Here is a 16,408-nt window from a genome sequence, read left to right on the forward strand (position 1 = left end):
TTACCGGAGGTGCTGATCCAGTGCCTCCGGTACATGCAGGTGGTATCCCTGCATGAAATCCACTCCTATCTCCTCCAACGCCTCTTGAATCTCGGCGTTCTCCACGAATTCAGCCACTACTGATAACCCCATTAAATGTGCCACTTCGGTAATTGACCGTACCATGGCATGATCGACCGGATCGATCAGGATATCCCGGATGAAACTGCCGTCGATCTTCACTGTATTGACTGGTAGCGTTTTCAGATACGAATAAGATGAGAAGCCACTGCCGAAATCGTCCAGCGCAAACTGAATGCCGCTCGATTGCAGGCGTTGGATAAATTTGGCGGTGTCGACCAGATTGGCAATTGCAGTGGTTTCGGTGACTTCAAAACAGATCTTGGATGCGGGGATCTGATACTTGTCGAGAGTGGCCATGAGGAAAGGTTCAAAGTCCGATTCGCCAATGGTCTGGCTGCTGAGATTGATGTTGGCCCGGTGCAGCTCCAGCAGGTGGTCCGGATGATGGTGAAGCCAGTTGAAATAGGTCTCGATGACCCAGCGGTCCACGGCCCGGATCATGTTGTAGCGCTCTGCGGCAGGAAGAAAGGCTCCCGGACCGATGATTTCGTCCCCCTGTTGCAGACGTACCAGAATTTCATAGTGCTGTCCCACGACATCCGGGCGAGTGGTTACGACGTTCTGATAGAAAAGCTTGAGCTGATCGGACTTGATTGCCTCTAGAAGGTTGGTGGCCACCTGCATTTCATTTTGCCGCAGAGTCAGGTCGTGAGCTTTCTGGCTGTGTACGATGACACGGTTACGACCGGCATCCTTGGCCGCGTAGCAGGCTGTATCGGCCAGGCTCAGGACCTCCTCAACGGTGGAAGCCTCTTGTGTCACTGGCACGATTCCAATACTCGCGCCAACATTAAAGACTTTGCTTCCCCAGAAGAATCGATATTCTGCGACTTCTGAGCGCAGACGCTGGCCAATTTCGGTGGCTTTATCGATATGGCAGTTTTTCAGCATCAGGGCAAACTCGTCACCACCCAGTCGGGCCAAGGCATCCTCTTCCCGGGTATGGGTTTGAAACAGGGAACCTATCTGCCTGAGTAATTCATCGCCTGCCACATGGCCGCTGGTATCGTTGACAATCTTGAACTGATCAAGATCGACAAAAATCAGTGCATGCTCTGATCCAGATTCCCTTGATGCCGCAAGAGCCCGTCGCAGACGCCGTTCAAACTCGTTGCGATTGAGAAGGTTGGTCAATGGATCATGGGTCGCGAGGTAACTGAGTTGAAGCTCATTTTCTTTCTTGTCTGTGATATCGACAATGGAGCCTTCGATAATGATTTGGTGATCGGCGTCCTCGAGTTTGTTGGCAAAAATTGCTCCCCAGAATTCAGAACCATCAAGTCGTCGGCACTTGGTTTCGAAACCAAATATATGACCGTGTTGATTCAGTAGCGTAATGAGCTGCTGGCCGGTCTCTTCACTGGCGGGGATCAGGCTCAAGGTGTTGTGTACGGTGGACAGTAGTTCCTCTTCAGAGTCTACCCCCAATAACCGGGCGAAAGCGGGATTACAGGCCAGGAGACTGCCATCGGGGAGTACCCGAAACATTCCCTCCAGTGATTTTTCATAGATTGCCCGATATTTCTGGAGGTTGTCGATGGCGCTTTGCTGTGCGGTTTCCCGTGTCCGGCGCTCGAAATTAATACGGTCTGCCATGGCGAAGCTGAATAAGACGACCACACCCACGGCAGACAGGTGTAAAGAGTATTCCGTGAGAAATGTTCTGGGAAGAAAGCCGCTTTTGCTGAACGTGAATACGGCTGCTGATATGACAAAGAAGGTAAACGCAATCGCGTAGTAATAAGCGAGTTTATGGCGCCTGAAAATCATAATCAGGCTCAGTCCATATCCCAGCGCCGGCGACAGAATGACATTGGCAGCGGAAATCTGAATCATCGTCCGGTATGGCATGACAAGGGACAGTAAGGCCAGGCTGTACCCGATAATTGCCACAATATTGAAGCTCTTATACAGCGATGGAAAGGTTGTTTTGACGGCAAGAAAGTCACGGGAAAAGAGCATCAGTGAGGCCAGGGCAATATTTCCGAAAAATGTCAGGCTGGTATCGTTCCAATCGGGCAGGCTGGGCCAGGCATATTGATACGCAAACCCAGTCAGCACGCCCTCCACGACCGCATAGCTTACTAATGTCAGGGCGAAGTAAAGGAAGCTCTTCTCCCGCAGACTGAGAAATAGAAAAACGTTGTAGATCGCCATCACCGAAATCATCCCGATCAAGCCGCCAGTAATACCTGCCAGTGTCTGGTTTTGTTCCGTGAACCGGTCTGGTGTCCAGACCCTGATGGGAAATTGAGAAGAAGAAGCGGTCTCAATACGAACATAAACGTTATAGCTTTTGCCTGTAGAGAAATTTATGGGCAATACGAAATTGGACGTTTCCAGGGGGCGATTGGCGTAGGGCTTCAAATCTCCAGTAGCAAACTCAGTCATGACCGCGCCGCTTTCGGGCTCGGTCACCAGGAAATAAACGTTATCCAGTCGGTTGTAGGCAACCTCCAGATAGTAATTCTGGGGTTTGTCGAGGGCATTGGTAAGAGAAAAGCCGACCCAGAAAGCGGATCTGGAATAGCCAAAATTAGGGGAGTCTGCTGTTGTCACCGGTTGTGCCAGCAGTGCCTCTCTGATTGAGGTCATGGGCTCGGCGTGTAGCGGACTGTCTGCTTTCAGCTCCAGAATCTGGACCTGTGGTACAAAACCACCCTTCTGCCAGACTGTTTCCATCGTGTGATCAAGACGGTTCCCAACCTCTGCAAAAACCGGCAAAGACAAGAAGAACAGCAGAAGGATGTGGCTGAATCGGATGAGTGATTTCAAGGTCCAGTACTTATAGGAGAAAATACATAATTATAGGTTCATGACCGGATCTGATGTCAGGGTTACATTATTAGTATAGACAGGAAAACGCTAAATACAGGAGACCGATGAAGACTGGCGGAACCTTCAGGGAGTTAGGGAGTTGAGGCGCAGTGGCCCCGTGTGGTTACCGGGGCTTCTATGAGGTTAAAACGGATTGTTCAGGATTCCGGGTCAGAAGCGAAAGCCCCCTCTCTCGATCTGTGCAGTCAGTTCCGGCGTCAGACGCTGGTAGTGATCATGGCCGGGAAGGAGGACATGAATCTGATCCTGCTTTTCGGTCAGGTGGTAGCCAGCTTTTTTCAGATCGACTTTACGGTATTTAAAGGTTCCTGTTTTTTCAATGGACTGGGTAATGCGAATGAATACGGGAATGGCATATTGGGGAAGAGTGTTTTGCAGGTATGACAGAAGCTTATCCATATCCAATGTCTCCGTGGGATCTTTAGCGACAATTGTCGCCATGCCGGCCTTGCCGTTGGTTTCCGGGATTTCCACACCGTAGACAATGGCTTCGCTGATCTTTCCATATCGATCAAGAACGTTTTCCACCTCGGTTGTCGAAACATTTTCGCCTTTCCAGCGAAAAGTGTCGCCCATGCGGTCCACGAACTGGAGGTGTCGGCAACCGATTTCCCGCAATACATCGCCGGTATTGAACCAGGCGTCATTTTGGCGGAATGCTCCGCGAATGATCGCTTTTTCTGTCTCTTCTGATTGAGTGTACCCCTCGAAAGCCCAATGCTCAGTAATTTTCCCCAATAACAGGCCGGGTTCACCACGCTTTACTTTTTCCAGTTTCCCCCGGGCATTGCGGATCGGTTCGCGGGTGCCTTCATGAAATTTCACCAGCGCGAACGGCGCCGTGGAAAAGCCGACGGTATTATCCAGATTCAGGAAATTGCTGAAACCGATGTTTCCCTCGCTGGCGCCATAAAGTTCAGAAATTTGCTCAATGCCGAATCGACGTTTGAATTGACGCCATATTGATGGACGCAGGCCGTTCCCCACCATTTTGCGCAGGCTATGATGCTGGTCGTCAGCTCGTTCCGGCTGGTTCAACAGATAACGACACAGCTCACCCACATAACCAAAACAAGTCGCCTGGTAACGACGTACATCGGGCCAGAATTCCGAGGCGGAAAACTTACGTCGAATGGCAATGGATGCACCGGTGATCAGTGTTGCTCCCCAGCATACGACCAGTCCCGTACCGTGGTATAGCGGTAGTGGGACATACATGACATCATCCGGGGTCAATGATAAGGACATATAGCCCATTCCGCCCATGGCACGGAACCATTTGAGATGGCTGCAGGGCGTGGCCTTGGGTAACCCTGTCGTGCCGGAAGTAAACAGGTAGATGGCGGTGTCGCCTGCGACTGGACGATCATCAATGATCGGGTTGTTTTTGGGATATTCCTGGACCGCCGAGAGTAAATTCACCATATGCTGGGGCGTGGGGGGGTCCTGACCTGACTCGTTGTCGGGAACAAATAACAGGTTGTCCGCGTTTTGCTGACCGGCCTCTTGCCGTGCTGACTCAAAGTGATCGAGTTGTTCCTCACCTATAACGACCAGTTTAGGATTGGTCAGTCCCAGGCTGTGGGCCAGGACGCCGCCGCGCTGGGAGGTGTTGATCATGGCGCAGGAGGCTCCCAGTTTCAGTGTCCCGATCAACACGGCAAGAAGCTCCGGGCGGTTTTCCATGGCCAATGCGATCACATCACCTCGGCCAATGCCTCTGGCGATCAGGTAATGGGCAATCTGGTTGGCCCAGGTGTTCAGTTCCAGGTAGGTCAGCATGGAGTCCTGGTAGTAAACGGCGGGACGTTCCCCAAGCCTTTCAGCGTTCTGTTCAATGATATCTCCCATCGCCAGGGCTTTGTCACCTTTCAGCAGAGCGTAAAAGTAATAGCCTTTTGCGATGGATGGGAGGCGTTTGGCAAGAAAGGGGAGTTGGCGGACCACATCAAGAGGAGAAATCCGCTCAGGTTGTTCCAGAGACTCTGCGGCAGTCATTTGTGTATACCTTTATTATTCTTGAGTTTATGTATTCTTATGAGTCTATTTGATGTTTATTGAATTGTGCCTGCTGATTGTCTGCTCATCCTGCCTCATCATCAATAAACAGGTCTGTCATCAACGGCTCAGAGGTGTCTGGTTGATACCGGTAGCGATCAAAGTCGGTCACCCCGGATTCTTGCAGAATCTCTTCATCAATCAGCCACTCGCCGGTACGGGGCTGGTCTGAAGTCAGCACAGCATAGGCGGCATCTGCCATGATTTCCGGTTGACGTGCCCGGTCCAGGGCTTTCTTGTTACCAGCCTCGAATTCAACAGCTGCTGTGGCGATCAGGGTTCTGGGCCACAACGAGTTCACCGAAATACCGTAGCGTTTGAATTCCTGGGACATTCCCAGTGAGAGCATGGACATGCTGTATTTGGTCAGGGTGTAAGGTGAGTATTGAGCGAACCATTTAGGATTCAGGTTAATCGGTGGTGAGAGGTTGAGAATATGACCGGACTCGGATTTTTTGAGCCATGGCAGTGCTGCCTGGGCGGTGGCAATCACCGCGCGGGTATTGATCTGATACATAAGATCAACCCGTTTCAATGGTGTGTGTTCAACCCCGGACAGCTTTATGGCGCCGGCATTGTTGATGACTGCATCAATACCTCCGAACCTCTCGGCGGTGGCCTGTGCCATGGACGTCAGACTGGTCTCATTCCGTACATCGATCTGTATCGGAAGTGCCTGACCACCGGCCGCTTCAACTTCTTCTGCCACACTAAAAATGGTACCGGGAAGCTTGGGGTGAGGCTCGGCAGATTTAGCGGCCAGTACAATATTGGCGCCGTCAGCAGCAAACTTCAATGCCATGGAGCGGCCAATACCACGACTACCGCCGGTTATAATAATCGTTTTATCTTTCAAGGTTTTCATTTGGCTGTTCTGTCCTATAGTCGGAGCGAATTCTGTTGTTTATTTCAGTCGTCTGCGTCAATTTCAATCAATAGTTCTCGGACTCTGACCTGATCACCGGCGCTGACCATGACTGAAGCCACTTTGCCATTGGTGTCTGCTTTAAGTGGGTGTTCCATTTTCATGGCTTCCAGTATGACCAGTGTATCGCCCCGGCTGACGGACTGTCCTGCCGTCACGAGTACGTCAACAATCGCGCCGTCCATGGAGGCCTTGATTTTTCCGTCGCCTGTAACGTCTCCTGCTTCTGCAGCTTCCAGTGTCAGGTCCTGATAGCAATAGGTCTGTCCCTGTATATTTAGAAATACATTATCCCGGTTACATAGAAACCGTACCCTGCGACGAATGTCATTCTCGACAAACACCAGCTCGCAATCATGGATGGAAATGATCTTCAGATGGAGCTGTTCATCCTGTTTACGGACGCTAAACTCATGGTCTCCGCTGGTTTCCAGGGCAATCTCCACGACTTGATCCTGGAGGCGGAGTTCATATGGCCAGGGAGCCCGATTGGCACTCCACCAGTTGAAGTGCTGATGATCGGAATGTTGTTGGAAGTACAGAATGATGGCTGCCAGTGCATGTGAAAGCAGTGATCCACTTACCGGTTGTAGTGATGCGTCCTGCTGTAATTGCTCTTCTATAAAAGCGGTTGTTGCCTGGCCCTGGGTAAATACCGGATGTTTCAATATGCTCGCAAGAAAGAACTGATTCGTAGTAACACCAAACAGAGAAGAGTCTTCCACGGTCCTAAGAAGGCGCCTTCTGGCCTCTTCGCGGTCAGTGCCATAACTGATCACTTTAGCCAGCATAGGGTCGTAGTGAGGGCTGACGTGCTGACCACTGCGAATGCCATCGTCTATGCGAATTCCCTCAGCGAGGGCCGGTTGCCAGGAGAGTATCTGGCCTGTCTGTGGCAGGAATTGATTGGCAGGGTCTTCCGCATAAAGACGCACTTCCATGGCGTGGCCCGTTATTTGAATCTGTTCCTGTAAAACGGGTAGAGGGTGTCCATTGGCAACATTCAATTGCCAGGCAACAAGATCAAAGCCGGTGATAAGTTCCGTTACCGGATGTTCAACCTGCAGCCGTGTATTCATTTCGAGGAAGTAGAAGTTTTTTTCCTGGTCTACCAGAAATTCAACGGTTCCGGCCCCGACGTAATCACAGGCCAGTGCTGCATTGACGGCAGCTTGTCCCATGCGTTGGCGTAGCGTTTCATCCACAAACGGGGAGGGGGCTTCTTCGACCACTTTCTGGTGGCGACGCTGAATAGAGCAGTCCCGCTCTCCCAGATATACGGCGTTCCCGTGCTGGTCTGCAAAAACCTGGATTTCTATGTGTCGAGGCTGCATTAATGCTTTTTCCAGAATCAGCTCTCCGCTGCCAAAGGCATTGGTTGCTTCTGAACGGGCGGTTTTCAGCTGGGCCAGGAGCTCTTCATCTTTGAACACCAGACGCATTCCCCGCCCACCACCGCCGGCAGATGCCTTGATCATCAGCGGGAAGCCGATCCTGCGTGCAGCATTGGTCAGGCTGTCATCATCCTGAGCTTCACCCTCATAGCCGGGAATGCAGGGCACGTCAGCCTTCTGCATGGCAATCTTTGACAGTCGTTTGCTGCCCATCAGCTTGATGGCCGCTGCAGGAGGGCCGATAAAGGTAATGTTTTCCTGTTCACAACGGTCGGCAAACTCCGCATTTTCGGACAGGAATCCGTAGCCTGGGTGAACGGCGTCAGCACGGGTTTTCCGGCATGCATCCAGAATTTTATCCATATCCAGGTAGGACTCGCCGACGGCGGGACCACCAATGTTCACCGCTTCATCAGCCATGGCTACATGAGGGGAATGTTGATCCGCCAGACTGTAAACGGCGACGGTTCGGAAGCCCAGCTCCCTGGCAGTGCGAATCACCCGGCAGGCAATTTCGCCCCGGTTGGCAATCAGGACTTTGGTAAACATGTGATGCCCCTTGTTATGATTGGTGCTGTTCATTTGAGTCGTGCATTACTCAGCCCAGGCGGGTTTGCGTTTTTGCATGAAGGCCATGGTGCCTTCTTTGCCTTCATCCCCCTGAACTGCCTGGCCGAACTGTTGTGCGGCTCTGTCGAGCAATGATTCCAGAGGTTCCTGATCAACCGCCAGCAGCAATGATTTGGTGATGGCGTTAGCCTGTGGGGCGCAGCGTTTTACCTGGATGAGTATTTCTTCGATGGTCTCCTGAAGCGTATCGTCACTGTCGACGACGTCATGCACCAAGCCGAGACGTTCGGCCTCATCCCCATTGAACCGGGCTCCCAGTAATGCCAACCGACGGGTTTGGGTTAGCCCGATACGTTTAACGACAAAGGGCGCAATCTGAGCGGGAGGAATGCCCAGACCGGTCTCGGGCAATCCGAACTGAGAGTTTTTATGGGCTATCGCCACATCGCTGACACATGCCAGCCCAAAGCCTCCCCCCAGAACGGCACCTTCAATGACGGCAATGACCACCTGGGGCGCGGCATTGACCATGGTGATCATGCGACCGAAATCACGGTTCAGCATGGCAAAGGGATCTTCTGAAGACTGTCCGACAGCACTTCTGGCATTGGCCATATCGCCAATATCTCCGCCAGCGCAGAAATTACCCTCTGCACCTCTTAGAACGACTGCCCTGATCGATCGGTCTGAATGTATTTCTTCAAAAACAGTCATCAGTTCGTGCACCATTTTCAGAGACATGGCGTTGCGTACCTTTGGCCGATCCAAGGTAATAAAAAGAGCGTGATCCTGGCGCTCTATTTTGAGGGTCTCTGTGTTCGTCAGTGTTTCTGTGTCGGCTCTTGTTTCTGTATTAGGTGAAGTCATATCGGTTCCACGGATTCTTGTTCTTTCATTGTGTTTTGCCATTGCTGATCGCAGCAAAGATCAGAATCTGGCGACGCCGAAACTGATCTGGCGAAGAGGTCGCTGATCCGCTTCGTAGCAAGTGTCCAGTACAAAGGCCAGCACCTGCCGGGTGTCGCGAGGGTCTATCAGACCGTCATCCCAGAGCCGGGCGGTGCCATAGAGGGCTGTAGAACCACTGTCCAGTTTCTCGGCTGTGGCTTGTTCCAGTGCATCCAGCATTTTGGGATCCGGTGTGAGTCCCATCTTGGCCTGTTTTTCTTCAGTGACTATTCTCAGGACCTTTCCTGCCTGAGCGCCTCCCATCACGGCCGTTCGGCTGTTGGGCCAGGCAAAGATAAATCTGGGATCAAGGCCGCGTCCGCACATGGCGTAGTTGCCGGCACCGTAGGAGCCGCCAACCACCATGGTGATACGCGGCACTTTGGCATTGGCAACTGCCTGAATCATTTTGGATCCGTGTTTGATCACGCCATTCTGTTCTGAATCCGTTCCCACCATGAAGCCGGTTGTATTGTGAAAGAATAGAATGGCGGTATTGCTTTGCTCGCAGAGCTGGATGAACTGGGAAGCTTTTGCCGCCCCTTGCGGGGTGATGGGACCGTTGTTACCGATAATTCCGCAGGACATGCCCTGGATTTTGATAAACCCGCACACAGTCTGCTGATCGTATAGAGGTTTGAAGTCCAGAAATTCGGAGCCGTCGGCAATCCGGGCAATAATTTCACGGACATCGTAGGGTTTCTTGGGGTCATCAGGCACGATACCCAGAAGGTCCGTGGCCGGGTAAAGCGGTTCCTGCCAGGATTGTTCACAGCTTCGGGAATCGCTCGCGTTCCAGGGCATCTGGTGGAGAATCTCGCGCGCAATGCGCACGCCGTCGGCATCGTCTTCCGCCAGAAACTCAGCTGTACCGGCCACAGAGGCATGCATCTCTGCACCGCCAAGGTCCTCATCGGTAGCAATTTCACCGGTGGCTGCTTTCAACAGTGGAGGACCGGCCAGAAACATTTTGGACTTATCTTTGACCACGATACAGTAGTCCGATAATCCAGGTTGATAGGCTCCACCGGCAGTGGCATTACCATGCACGATCGTTATCTGCGGGATACCCGCAGCTGACATGCGTGCCTGATTGGCAAAGCCTCTGGCGCCTAACACGAAAATATCATTGGCATAATTCAGGTTGGCACCGCCGGATTCGGCCAGGGTCACGACTGGTAACTTGTTCTCCATGGCAATTTGTTGAATCCGCAGAGTCTTATCAAGCCCTGCCGGTGAGATAGTGCCGCCTTTGATGGTGCTGTTACTGGCTACTACCAGACAGCGTATCCCCTGCACATAGCCAATTCCGGCAATGACTCCGCCGCCAGCCATGGAGCCGTCCTTGTCGTCATGCATTTTGTAGCCAGCCAGCGAGCAGAGTTCGAGGAAGGGAGTTCCTCGGTCCAGCAGCAAATTGAGGCGTTCCCGAGGAAGTAATTTGCCTCGTTTATGAAATTTTTCCCTGGCCTCCTGGGCTTTTTCCAGCACTTTTCTTTCGATCTCACGAAACTCCTCCAGGGCAGACTCCATGGCCTTCCGGTTTTGGGAGAATTCTTCTGAGTTCGGATTAATGAGAGACTCTATGACCGGCATGGCATATCTCCACTACTTCTTTTTACCGGGCAAAGTGCCCATTAGTTTGCAGATAATGCCCAGCATGATTTCATCAGCACCACCACCGATGGAAACCAGCCGCACATCCCGATAAGCTCTGGAAACCGGGTTGTCCCACATATAGCCCATACCGCCCCAGTACTGCAGACAACTGTCAGTGACCTCACGACCGAGGCGACCGGCTTTCAGTTTTGCCATGGACGCCAGGCTGGTCACATCTTTGCCCGCGATGTACATTTCGCAGGCCCGGTAGGTCAGTGCCCGCAAAGCTTCGATTTCGGTTTGCAGCTCTGCCATTCTGAAGTGAATGACCTGATTGTCGATCAGTGGTTGGCCGAATGTCGCACGCTCACGACAGTACCCTATGGTGTCATTGACGCAGCATTCCAACGCCTTGATAACATTGGCGGCTCCCCAGAGCCTCTCTTCCTGGAACTGCATCATTTGCATCATGAATCCCATACCTTCGGCCCCTATCCGGTAACGTTGGGGGACTCTGACGTCGTCGAGAAATACCTGGGCAGTCAGCGAGCTGCGCATCCCCAGTTTATCCAGTTTGGGGGCGACTTCGATGCCGGGCAGATTCATGGGGACAACAATGAGTGATTTATTGCTGTGAGGCTTACCTTCGGATGTGTTGGCCAGCAGGCACATGAAATCTGCTTTGGGGGAGTTGGTAATCCACATCTTTGAACCACTGATGACGTAATCGTCTCCGTCTTTCCGCGCAACGGTTTTCAAACCTGCGACATCAGAGCCGGCGGAGGTTTCGCTGACACCTATACAGCCAATCATTTCTCCTCGGATCGCTGGCGCCAGGAATTGTTCCTTCAGTTCATCCGAACCAAACCGTGCAATGGCAGGTGTACACATGTCAGTCTGGACGCCGATGGATAATGCCACACCTCCGCTGGTGCAGGTGCCAAGCTCTTCTGCGGCGATCATGTTGTAGCTGTAATCCAGACCCATGCCTCCAAATTCTTCTGGCTTGTGGATGCCAAGCAGTCCCAGATCACCAAGCTTTCTGAATATTTCATGCATGGGAAATTCGCCGGCTTTTTCCCATTCATCGGTATGGGGGTTAAGCTCCTTTTCGACAAAATTTCTGACGGTGCGACGTATCTCGTTGTGTTCCTGTGTAAGCAGCATGGTGTAATGCCTCGTTTATTATTCTATTAGTGTTACGGGTCCCCACTGATGAAGACCCCGAATAACCGTAGCTTTAATTCGATCGTCCTGAATAGGCTGATTTAGATTGTTTGTCTTTGGGTAGATAAATCGGCAGCACTGGATTAATCATCTTGCAGTACCTGTGGAGTGACCGAGCGATGAAATCCGTTATATTCCTCTACATGATTGGCTTTGGGGAGTGGCCAGTGGCGTCCTCCAAGAGGGGCCGCACCGTCGATTCGGATCGTTTCGCCACTGATAAAACTGGCGCCGGGGCTGAGGAGAAAACTGATGGTGCTGGCGACTTCCGCCTCGGTTCCCAGCCGTTTCAGGGGAACGGCGTTTTGCAGTGATTTGATCATGGGCTTCATGCTGGCATCGTAATTGTCCATCCCACTGGAGGCGATCCAGCCGGGGGCCACAGCATTGACCCTGACTCCGGAAACTGCCCATTCCACCGCTGCGGTTTTGGTCAGGTTATCCATACCGGAACGGGCTGCGCCGGAATGACCCATGCCGGGCATACCGCCCCACATGTCGGCGATAATATTGACTATCGCCCCACCGTGTTTACGCATGGATTGGTTGTACACTTCCCGTGCCATCAAAAATCCACCCACCAGATTGGTGCGGACGACAGTTTCGAATCCTTTTTGGTTAATTGCTGCAAGAGGTGAGGGGTACTGGCCGCCTGCGTTGTTTACCAGGCCGTGGATATTACCGTGGCTGGTTGTAATCTCTTTGATCGTGGCAATGACCTTATCTTCTTCCCTGATGTCACATACGTATGAGGAAACCTGTCCTCCATCTTCAAGGATTTCAGCTGACACCTGATCAAGCTTTTCCTGCTTGCGGCCAATAATCACAACATGGGCTCCCAGGGCCGCCAGTTCGTGGGCCGTACAGCGGCCAATCCCACTACCTCCGCCGGTGACTACGATCGTTTTTTCTTGAAACAGATCATTTCTGAAGATGGATGAATAACTCATGGTGGAACCCTTTATCCTGGCGTTTAATTAACTTCGGTCTGGCTTGTTGGTGTCCGCTTGTCGCTGGCTAGAGCGTGTCCGCGATTTCACTTGGCACTTTGACTGGAAATTCCAGTAGCTGTTGGGCAAATGCCTTGCCTTGCGGATCGATACGCAGACTGGCGACACCGCCACCGCCGAGACTGTTTCTCAGCAGGAAGTTCAAAGCATGGATTCCCGGCAGTTCCCAGCGTTGGACCCGGCTTTCGGTGGAATCAAGCACATGGGACATAAAATCTCTTACGGAAGACTCCGTAAGAGATTCCCGAATGTAGGGAAGGTATTCCGCTTTTCTTGCGATGATGCCGATATTGGCGTGATTTCCCTTATCGCCGGAACGCGCCCAGGCAAGTTTAATCAGTGGTACTTCAGAATCGCCTGAAGTCAGGGCTGTATCAGGTGGCGTCTGCGGGCGCACCATATCACTGTTGAAGCCGCCGGAGGTTTCGATGGAGACAGGATAAGTTTCATTGTCCACCGAAACACTGACTTGCACATCCGATTTCGGTACCAGGCAGGAAAACAGTCGGATCTTTGGCCAGACGTCCGGCCGGCCCCCCACAATGCCGGTTAAACCTGGCGTCATGGCAGTGGCTGCCTGGGCAATCTCTCGGGAAAATATGACCAGGGCCTCTTTCTTGGGGTGGCTACAGGAGATTTTGACGACGACTTCTCTGGTGTTTCCGGCGCGGGAATGTGGCCCGTAGGTTGCTTCGGCGCCGAGCAATTCGATATTGCTTTCAGTAAAAGGAGGCAAGTCTCTCTCGGCGAGTATTCGGGTGGTTCTGGCGACAATGGCCTCCGCGACGGCCTGTCCTTTTTTCACGGCTTCCAGGCCTCCAATCAGAAATGAGGCGGTACACTTGAATCCGGCCGGGTAGGTCGCCGAGACCTTGTATAGATCTGTTGGTGGAAGCCCCTTGGCGCCAGTGACTTTAACGGTATTGTCTGCCACCTGTTTCAAGGTGACGCCAGTGAAATCACACACCACATCCGGGAGAAAGTACGCCCGTGGATCGCCGATCTCGTAGACCATCTGCTCGCCTACAGTGGCACAACTCACCAGCCCTCCGGTATTTTCCGGCTTGGTAACCGTAAAACTGCCATCGGCGGAGACTTCGATAATGGGGAATCCCATATCCTCAAATCCTGGCACGGAGTGCCAGTCAGTGAAATTCCCACCGGTACACTGGGTGCCACATTCGATAATATGGCCGGCGAGGCTGCCTTGCGCCAGTTTGTCGTAATCATTCATCGCCCATCCGAATTCGTGAATCAAAGGGGCCAGTACGACGGCGCTGTCGACGACTCTGCCGGTAATGACAATATCCGCTCCGCTTTCCAGGGCGGTTACCAGACCGGGAGCACCGAGATAGGCATTCATGCTGACGCACACAGGGGGGAGTGGGGCGCCAGTGTCCAGTTCCCGAATGTCCTGTTCTGTGTAATGTGATTTTTTCGGCAGAAGGTTGTCACCCAGAACCACAGCGACCTTGATATCAACTCCGGCCGCTTTGGCTGCCTCGAGAAGTGCATCGCGGCAGGCCATGGGATTAACCCCACCGGCATTGCTCAGGACGCGAATACCTTTGGCCTTCAAGGTCGGTAGCAATGGCGCCATGACATGCCTGACGAAGTCCACCGCGTAACCGGCATTGGGATCTTTCATTTTCTGGCCTGCCATGATGGACATGGTAATTTCCGCCAGATAGTCAAAGACCAGGTAGTCCAGTTGACCTTTTTCCACCAGTTGGGTGCCCGCGCTGTTGGTGTCGCCCCAAAAGGCCGCCGCGCAGCCAATTCTGATGCTGGATTTTGTGTTCATAATCCCGCCTTGTGCACTTTGTCTTGTTATTGTTCTGTCAGCCTGGAATCAACCCTCTGGGCTTTTCACTATTTTCGACAGCATGACAGATATTAGGTGAGGAAAACGATACCAAGCAAGCGCTTGGTTTGTAAAGCGGCAATTTTAAGATACACTATCGAAAATTTTTAATCGGCGGGGCCTTACGGCTTATGCAGAGCAAGCCCCAGAGTTTTCTGACAAGGCGAATAGAATGGAACGATTTGTCTGCCGGTTTGATGATAGCGAAGCGCCGAGAGGCGATATAGAAAGGCAGTTCAACCTATGAATCAACTCGCACAACTGGTCCGGGACGGGCGGATCACTGATCCTCAAAGTGCCCGGGGCAGATTATTGTCCAAGGCGGCACACCTGTTTAAGGAAAAAGGTTACGAGCGCACAACAGTGCGTGATCTGGCCGCATCAGTAGGCATTCAAAGTGGGAGTATCTTCCACCACTTTCGCAGCAAGGAAGATATTCTGTTTGCCGTGATGGAAGAGACCATTCTTTACATCACCGCCAAGATGGAAGAGTCTCTTAGTGCGGCGGAATCGCCCCGGGAGCGGCTGTTGGCGCTGATTCGCTGCGAACTGGAGTCGATTCTGGGGGGGACAGGAGAGGCCATGACTGTCCTGGTTTATGAATGGCGTAGTCTGTCGGAGCCCAATCAGCAACGTATTCTCAAACTGCGAGATCATTACGAACAGCTATGGTTGGACAACCTGAAACTGGCAGCGGAAGACGGCCTGGTAAAAGGTGATGTTTTCATTCTACGCCGTTTTCTCACGGGGGCGCTAAGCTGGACGGTTACCTGGTATAAAACGGATGGGCCCTACAGCCTTAATCATCTTGCTGAACAAGCTCTTTCTCTTGCAATTAAATAAGAAATTGGTCCTCGTGAGTGAAAAAATAATCTATTTTGTTTGTAGCATATAGATAGCCAGAATCGGTCAATAAATATGTTTAGACGGTGTAGCTGGGTGACCTGCCTCTGGATTGGGGTCGTTTCCTCCATGTCCATTCCCGCGTTTGCCGAACGTTCAGTTGTGGTTGTTGGAGAAGAGTTTCCGCCCTTTGAGTTTGTACAGAATAATCAGATTGTAGGGATTGATATTGATATCATTACCCGAATCTTCTCTGAGATGGATATTCCTGTCACTTTTCAGATAGTGCCTTGGAAACGCGCTTGGTATATGGTCGAAAATGGTGATGCGGAAGCGGTCTTGTCTACTAGTCGGTCAAAAACACGTGATCCCTGGCTTTTTTTCCCGAAAGAAGACTTGTGGGTAAGTGAGTACGTTTTCTTTGTGGCAAGAGACAGGAGGTCGGGTGCCTTTAGGGGATACGATACAATTCTATCTGAAGGACTGAAAGTAGGGATTATTGCAGGCAATTCTTACCATAGTAGCTTTTGGAAGGCCTTTCCCTATAAAGATGGCAGAACCATTTTTCAAGGGGATCGAAGTGAAGCAGAGCTTCACCCATTGCTCAATTCTGCGCCTGATTCCAGAACCAACCTGTGGTTGTTGTCACAAGGCAATCGTATTGATGTTTTTCCAGCTGATAAGGTTGTTGGCAGCTTTACCATCAAGTTGATGGGATTGCAGCATAAGCTGACCCACTATCCAACAGTGATTTATTCCAAGGGCTATACCTTAGCTTTCGCAAAGAATTCTACCTACCCTTCCTTGATGAATGTTGCACACGAGTTTGATCAAAGGCTTAAAGAGCTCAAAGACTCTGGAGAATATCAAACGATTATCGATATGTGGGTAGGTCATTGATTAACAGTCATCTTCTCCTATACAGGGGAAGATGACTGTTAATCAATGAGGCTCGTATCTTTCTACTGAGGAGACAAGATACAGGTTCCTATTTGATTATAATCTATAC

11 protein-coding genes are annotated in these 16,408 nt (G+C 51.7%); 2 read left to right on the forward strand and 9 right to left on the reverse strand.

What is annotated here, in order from left to right:
- The 9 genes from F566_RS0107150 to F566_RS0107190 form a co-directional block, all read right to left on the reverse strand.
- A complete protein-coding gene (locus F566_RS0107150) occupies nt 1-2,898 on the reverse strand; it encodes an EAL domain-containing protein (protein WP_157496699.1) in 2,898 nt (965 codons plus the stop codon).
- A gap of 213 nt (nt 2,899-3,111) precedes the next feature.
- Nucleotides 3,112-4,959: a long-chain-acyl-CoA synthetase gene (locus tag F566_RS0107155; RefSeq protein WP_020406307.1), complete on the reverse strand. Its 1,848-nt coding sequence runs from the start codon at nt 4,957-4,959 to the stop codon at nt 3,112-3,114.
- Between the two features lie 85 nt (nt 4,960-5,044).
- Nucleotides 5,045-5,884 carry an SDR family oxidoreductase gene (locus F566_RS0107160; protein ID WP_020406308.1) on the reverse strand — a complete coding sequence of 280 codons (840 nt, stop codon included), beginning with the start codon at nt 5,882-5,884 and terminating at the stop codon, nt 5,045-5,047.
- Nucleotides 5,885-5,928: 44 nt separating this feature from the next.
- Entirely contained in the window at nt 5,929-7,887 is a 1,959-nt protein-coding gene (locus F566_RS0107165) for an acetyl/propionyl/methylcrotonyl-CoA carboxylase subunit alpha (RefSeq protein WP_020406309.1), read from the reverse strand.
- Between the two features lie 45 nt (nt 7,888-7,932).
- On the reverse strand, nt 7,933-8,775 hold the full coding sequence (locus F566_RS0107170; protein ID WP_020406310.1) for an enoyl-CoA hydratase/isomerase family protein: 843 nt from the start codon (nt 8,773-8,775) through the stop codon (nt 7,933-7,935).
- 60 nt (nt 8,776-8,835) lie between these two features.
- Nucleotides 8,836-10,452, reverse strand: coding sequence for an acyl-CoA carboxylase subunit beta (locus tag F566_RS0107175; RefSeq protein ID WP_020406311.1), 1,617 nt, complete (start codon nt 10,450-10,452; stop codon nt 8,836-8,838).
- Between the two features lie 12 nt (nt 10,453-10,464).
- Nucleotides 10,465-11,622, reverse strand: coding sequence for an acyl-CoA dehydrogenase family protein (locus F566_RS0107180; protein ID WP_020406312.1), 1,158 nt, complete (start codon nt 11,620-11,622; stop codon nt 10,465-10,467).
- A 143-nt stretch (nt 11,623-11,765) separates the two neighbouring features.
- A complete protein-coding gene (locus F566_RS0107185; protein ID WP_020406313.1) occupies nt 11,766-12,632 on the reverse strand; it encodes an SDR family oxidoreductase in 867 nt (288 codons plus the stop codon).
- A 67-nt stretch (nt 12,633-12,699) separates the two neighbouring features.
- Nucleotides 12,700-14,496, reverse strand: coding sequence for an acyclic terpene utilization AtuA family protein (locus F566_RS0107190; protein ID WP_020406314.1), 1,797 nt, complete (start codon nt 14,494-14,496; stop codon nt 12,700-12,702).
- Between the two features lie 303 nt (nt 14,497-14,799).
- Between F566_RS0107190 and F566_RS0107195 the strand changes: the two genes are divergently transcribed.
- Nucleotides 14,800-15,399 carry a TetR/AcrR family transcriptional regulator gene (locus F566_RS0107195; protein ID WP_020406315.1) on the forward strand — a complete coding sequence of 200 codons (600 nt, stop codon included), beginning with the start codon at nt 14,800-14,802 and terminating at the stop codon, nt 15,397-15,399.
- Nucleotides 15,400-15,528: 129 nt separating this feature from the next.
- The gene (locus F566_RS0107200; protein ID WP_020406316.1) at nt 15,529-16,299 is read left to right on the forward strand and encodes a substrate-binding periplasmic protein; all 771 of its coding nucleotides are present in this window, start codon (nt 15,529-15,531) and stop codon (nt 16,297-16,299) included.
- The last annotated feature ends 109 nt before the right edge of the window (nt 16,300-16,408 follow it).

The sequence above is a fragment of the Hahella ganghwensis DSM 17046 genome (genome assembly GCF_000376785.1).
Lineage (GTDB): Bacteria > Pseudomonadota > Gammaproteobacteria > Pseudomonadales > Oleiphilaceae > Hahella > Hahella ganghwensis.

Coding starts and splice junctions, on each gene's coding strand:
- F566_RS0107155 (WP_020406307.1), bottom strand. CDS start 4,959: ATGACTGCCGCAGAGTCTCTGGAACAACCTGAGCGGATTTCTCCTCTT.
- F566_RS0107160 (WP_020406308.1), bottom strand. CDS start 5,884: ATGAAAACCTTGAAAGATAAAACGATTATTATAACCGGCGGTAGTCGT.
- F566_RS0107165 (WP_020406309.1), bottom strand. CDS start 7,887: ATGTTTACCAAAGTCCTGATTGCCAACCGGGGCGAAATTGCCTGCCGG.
- F566_RS0107170 (WP_020406310.1), bottom strand. CDS start 8,775: ATGACTTCACCTAATACAGAAACAAGAGCCGACACAGAAACACTGACG.
- F566_RS0107175 (WP_020406311.1), bottom strand. CDS start 10,452: ATGCCGGTCATAGAGTCTCTCATTAATCCGAACTCAGAAGAATTCTCC.
- F566_RS0107180 (WP_020406312.1), bottom strand. CDS start 11,622: ATGCTGCTTACACAGGAACACAACGAGATACGTCGCACCGTCAGAAAT.
- F566_RS0107185 (WP_020406313.1), bottom strand. CDS start 12,632: ATGAGTTATTCATCCATCTTCAGAAATGATCTGTTTCAAGAAAAAACG.
- F566_RS0107190 (WP_020406314.1), bottom strand. CDS start 14,496: ATGAACACAAAATCCAGCATCAGAATTGGCTGCGCGGCGGCCTTTTGG.
- F566_RS0107195 (WP_020406315.1), top strand. CDS start 14,800: ATGAATCAACTCGCACAACTGGTCCGGGACGGGCGGATCACTGATCCT.
- F566_RS0107200 (WP_020406316.1), top strand. CDS start 15,529: ATGTCCATTCCCGCGTTTGCCGAACGTTCAGTTGTGGTTGTTGGAGAA.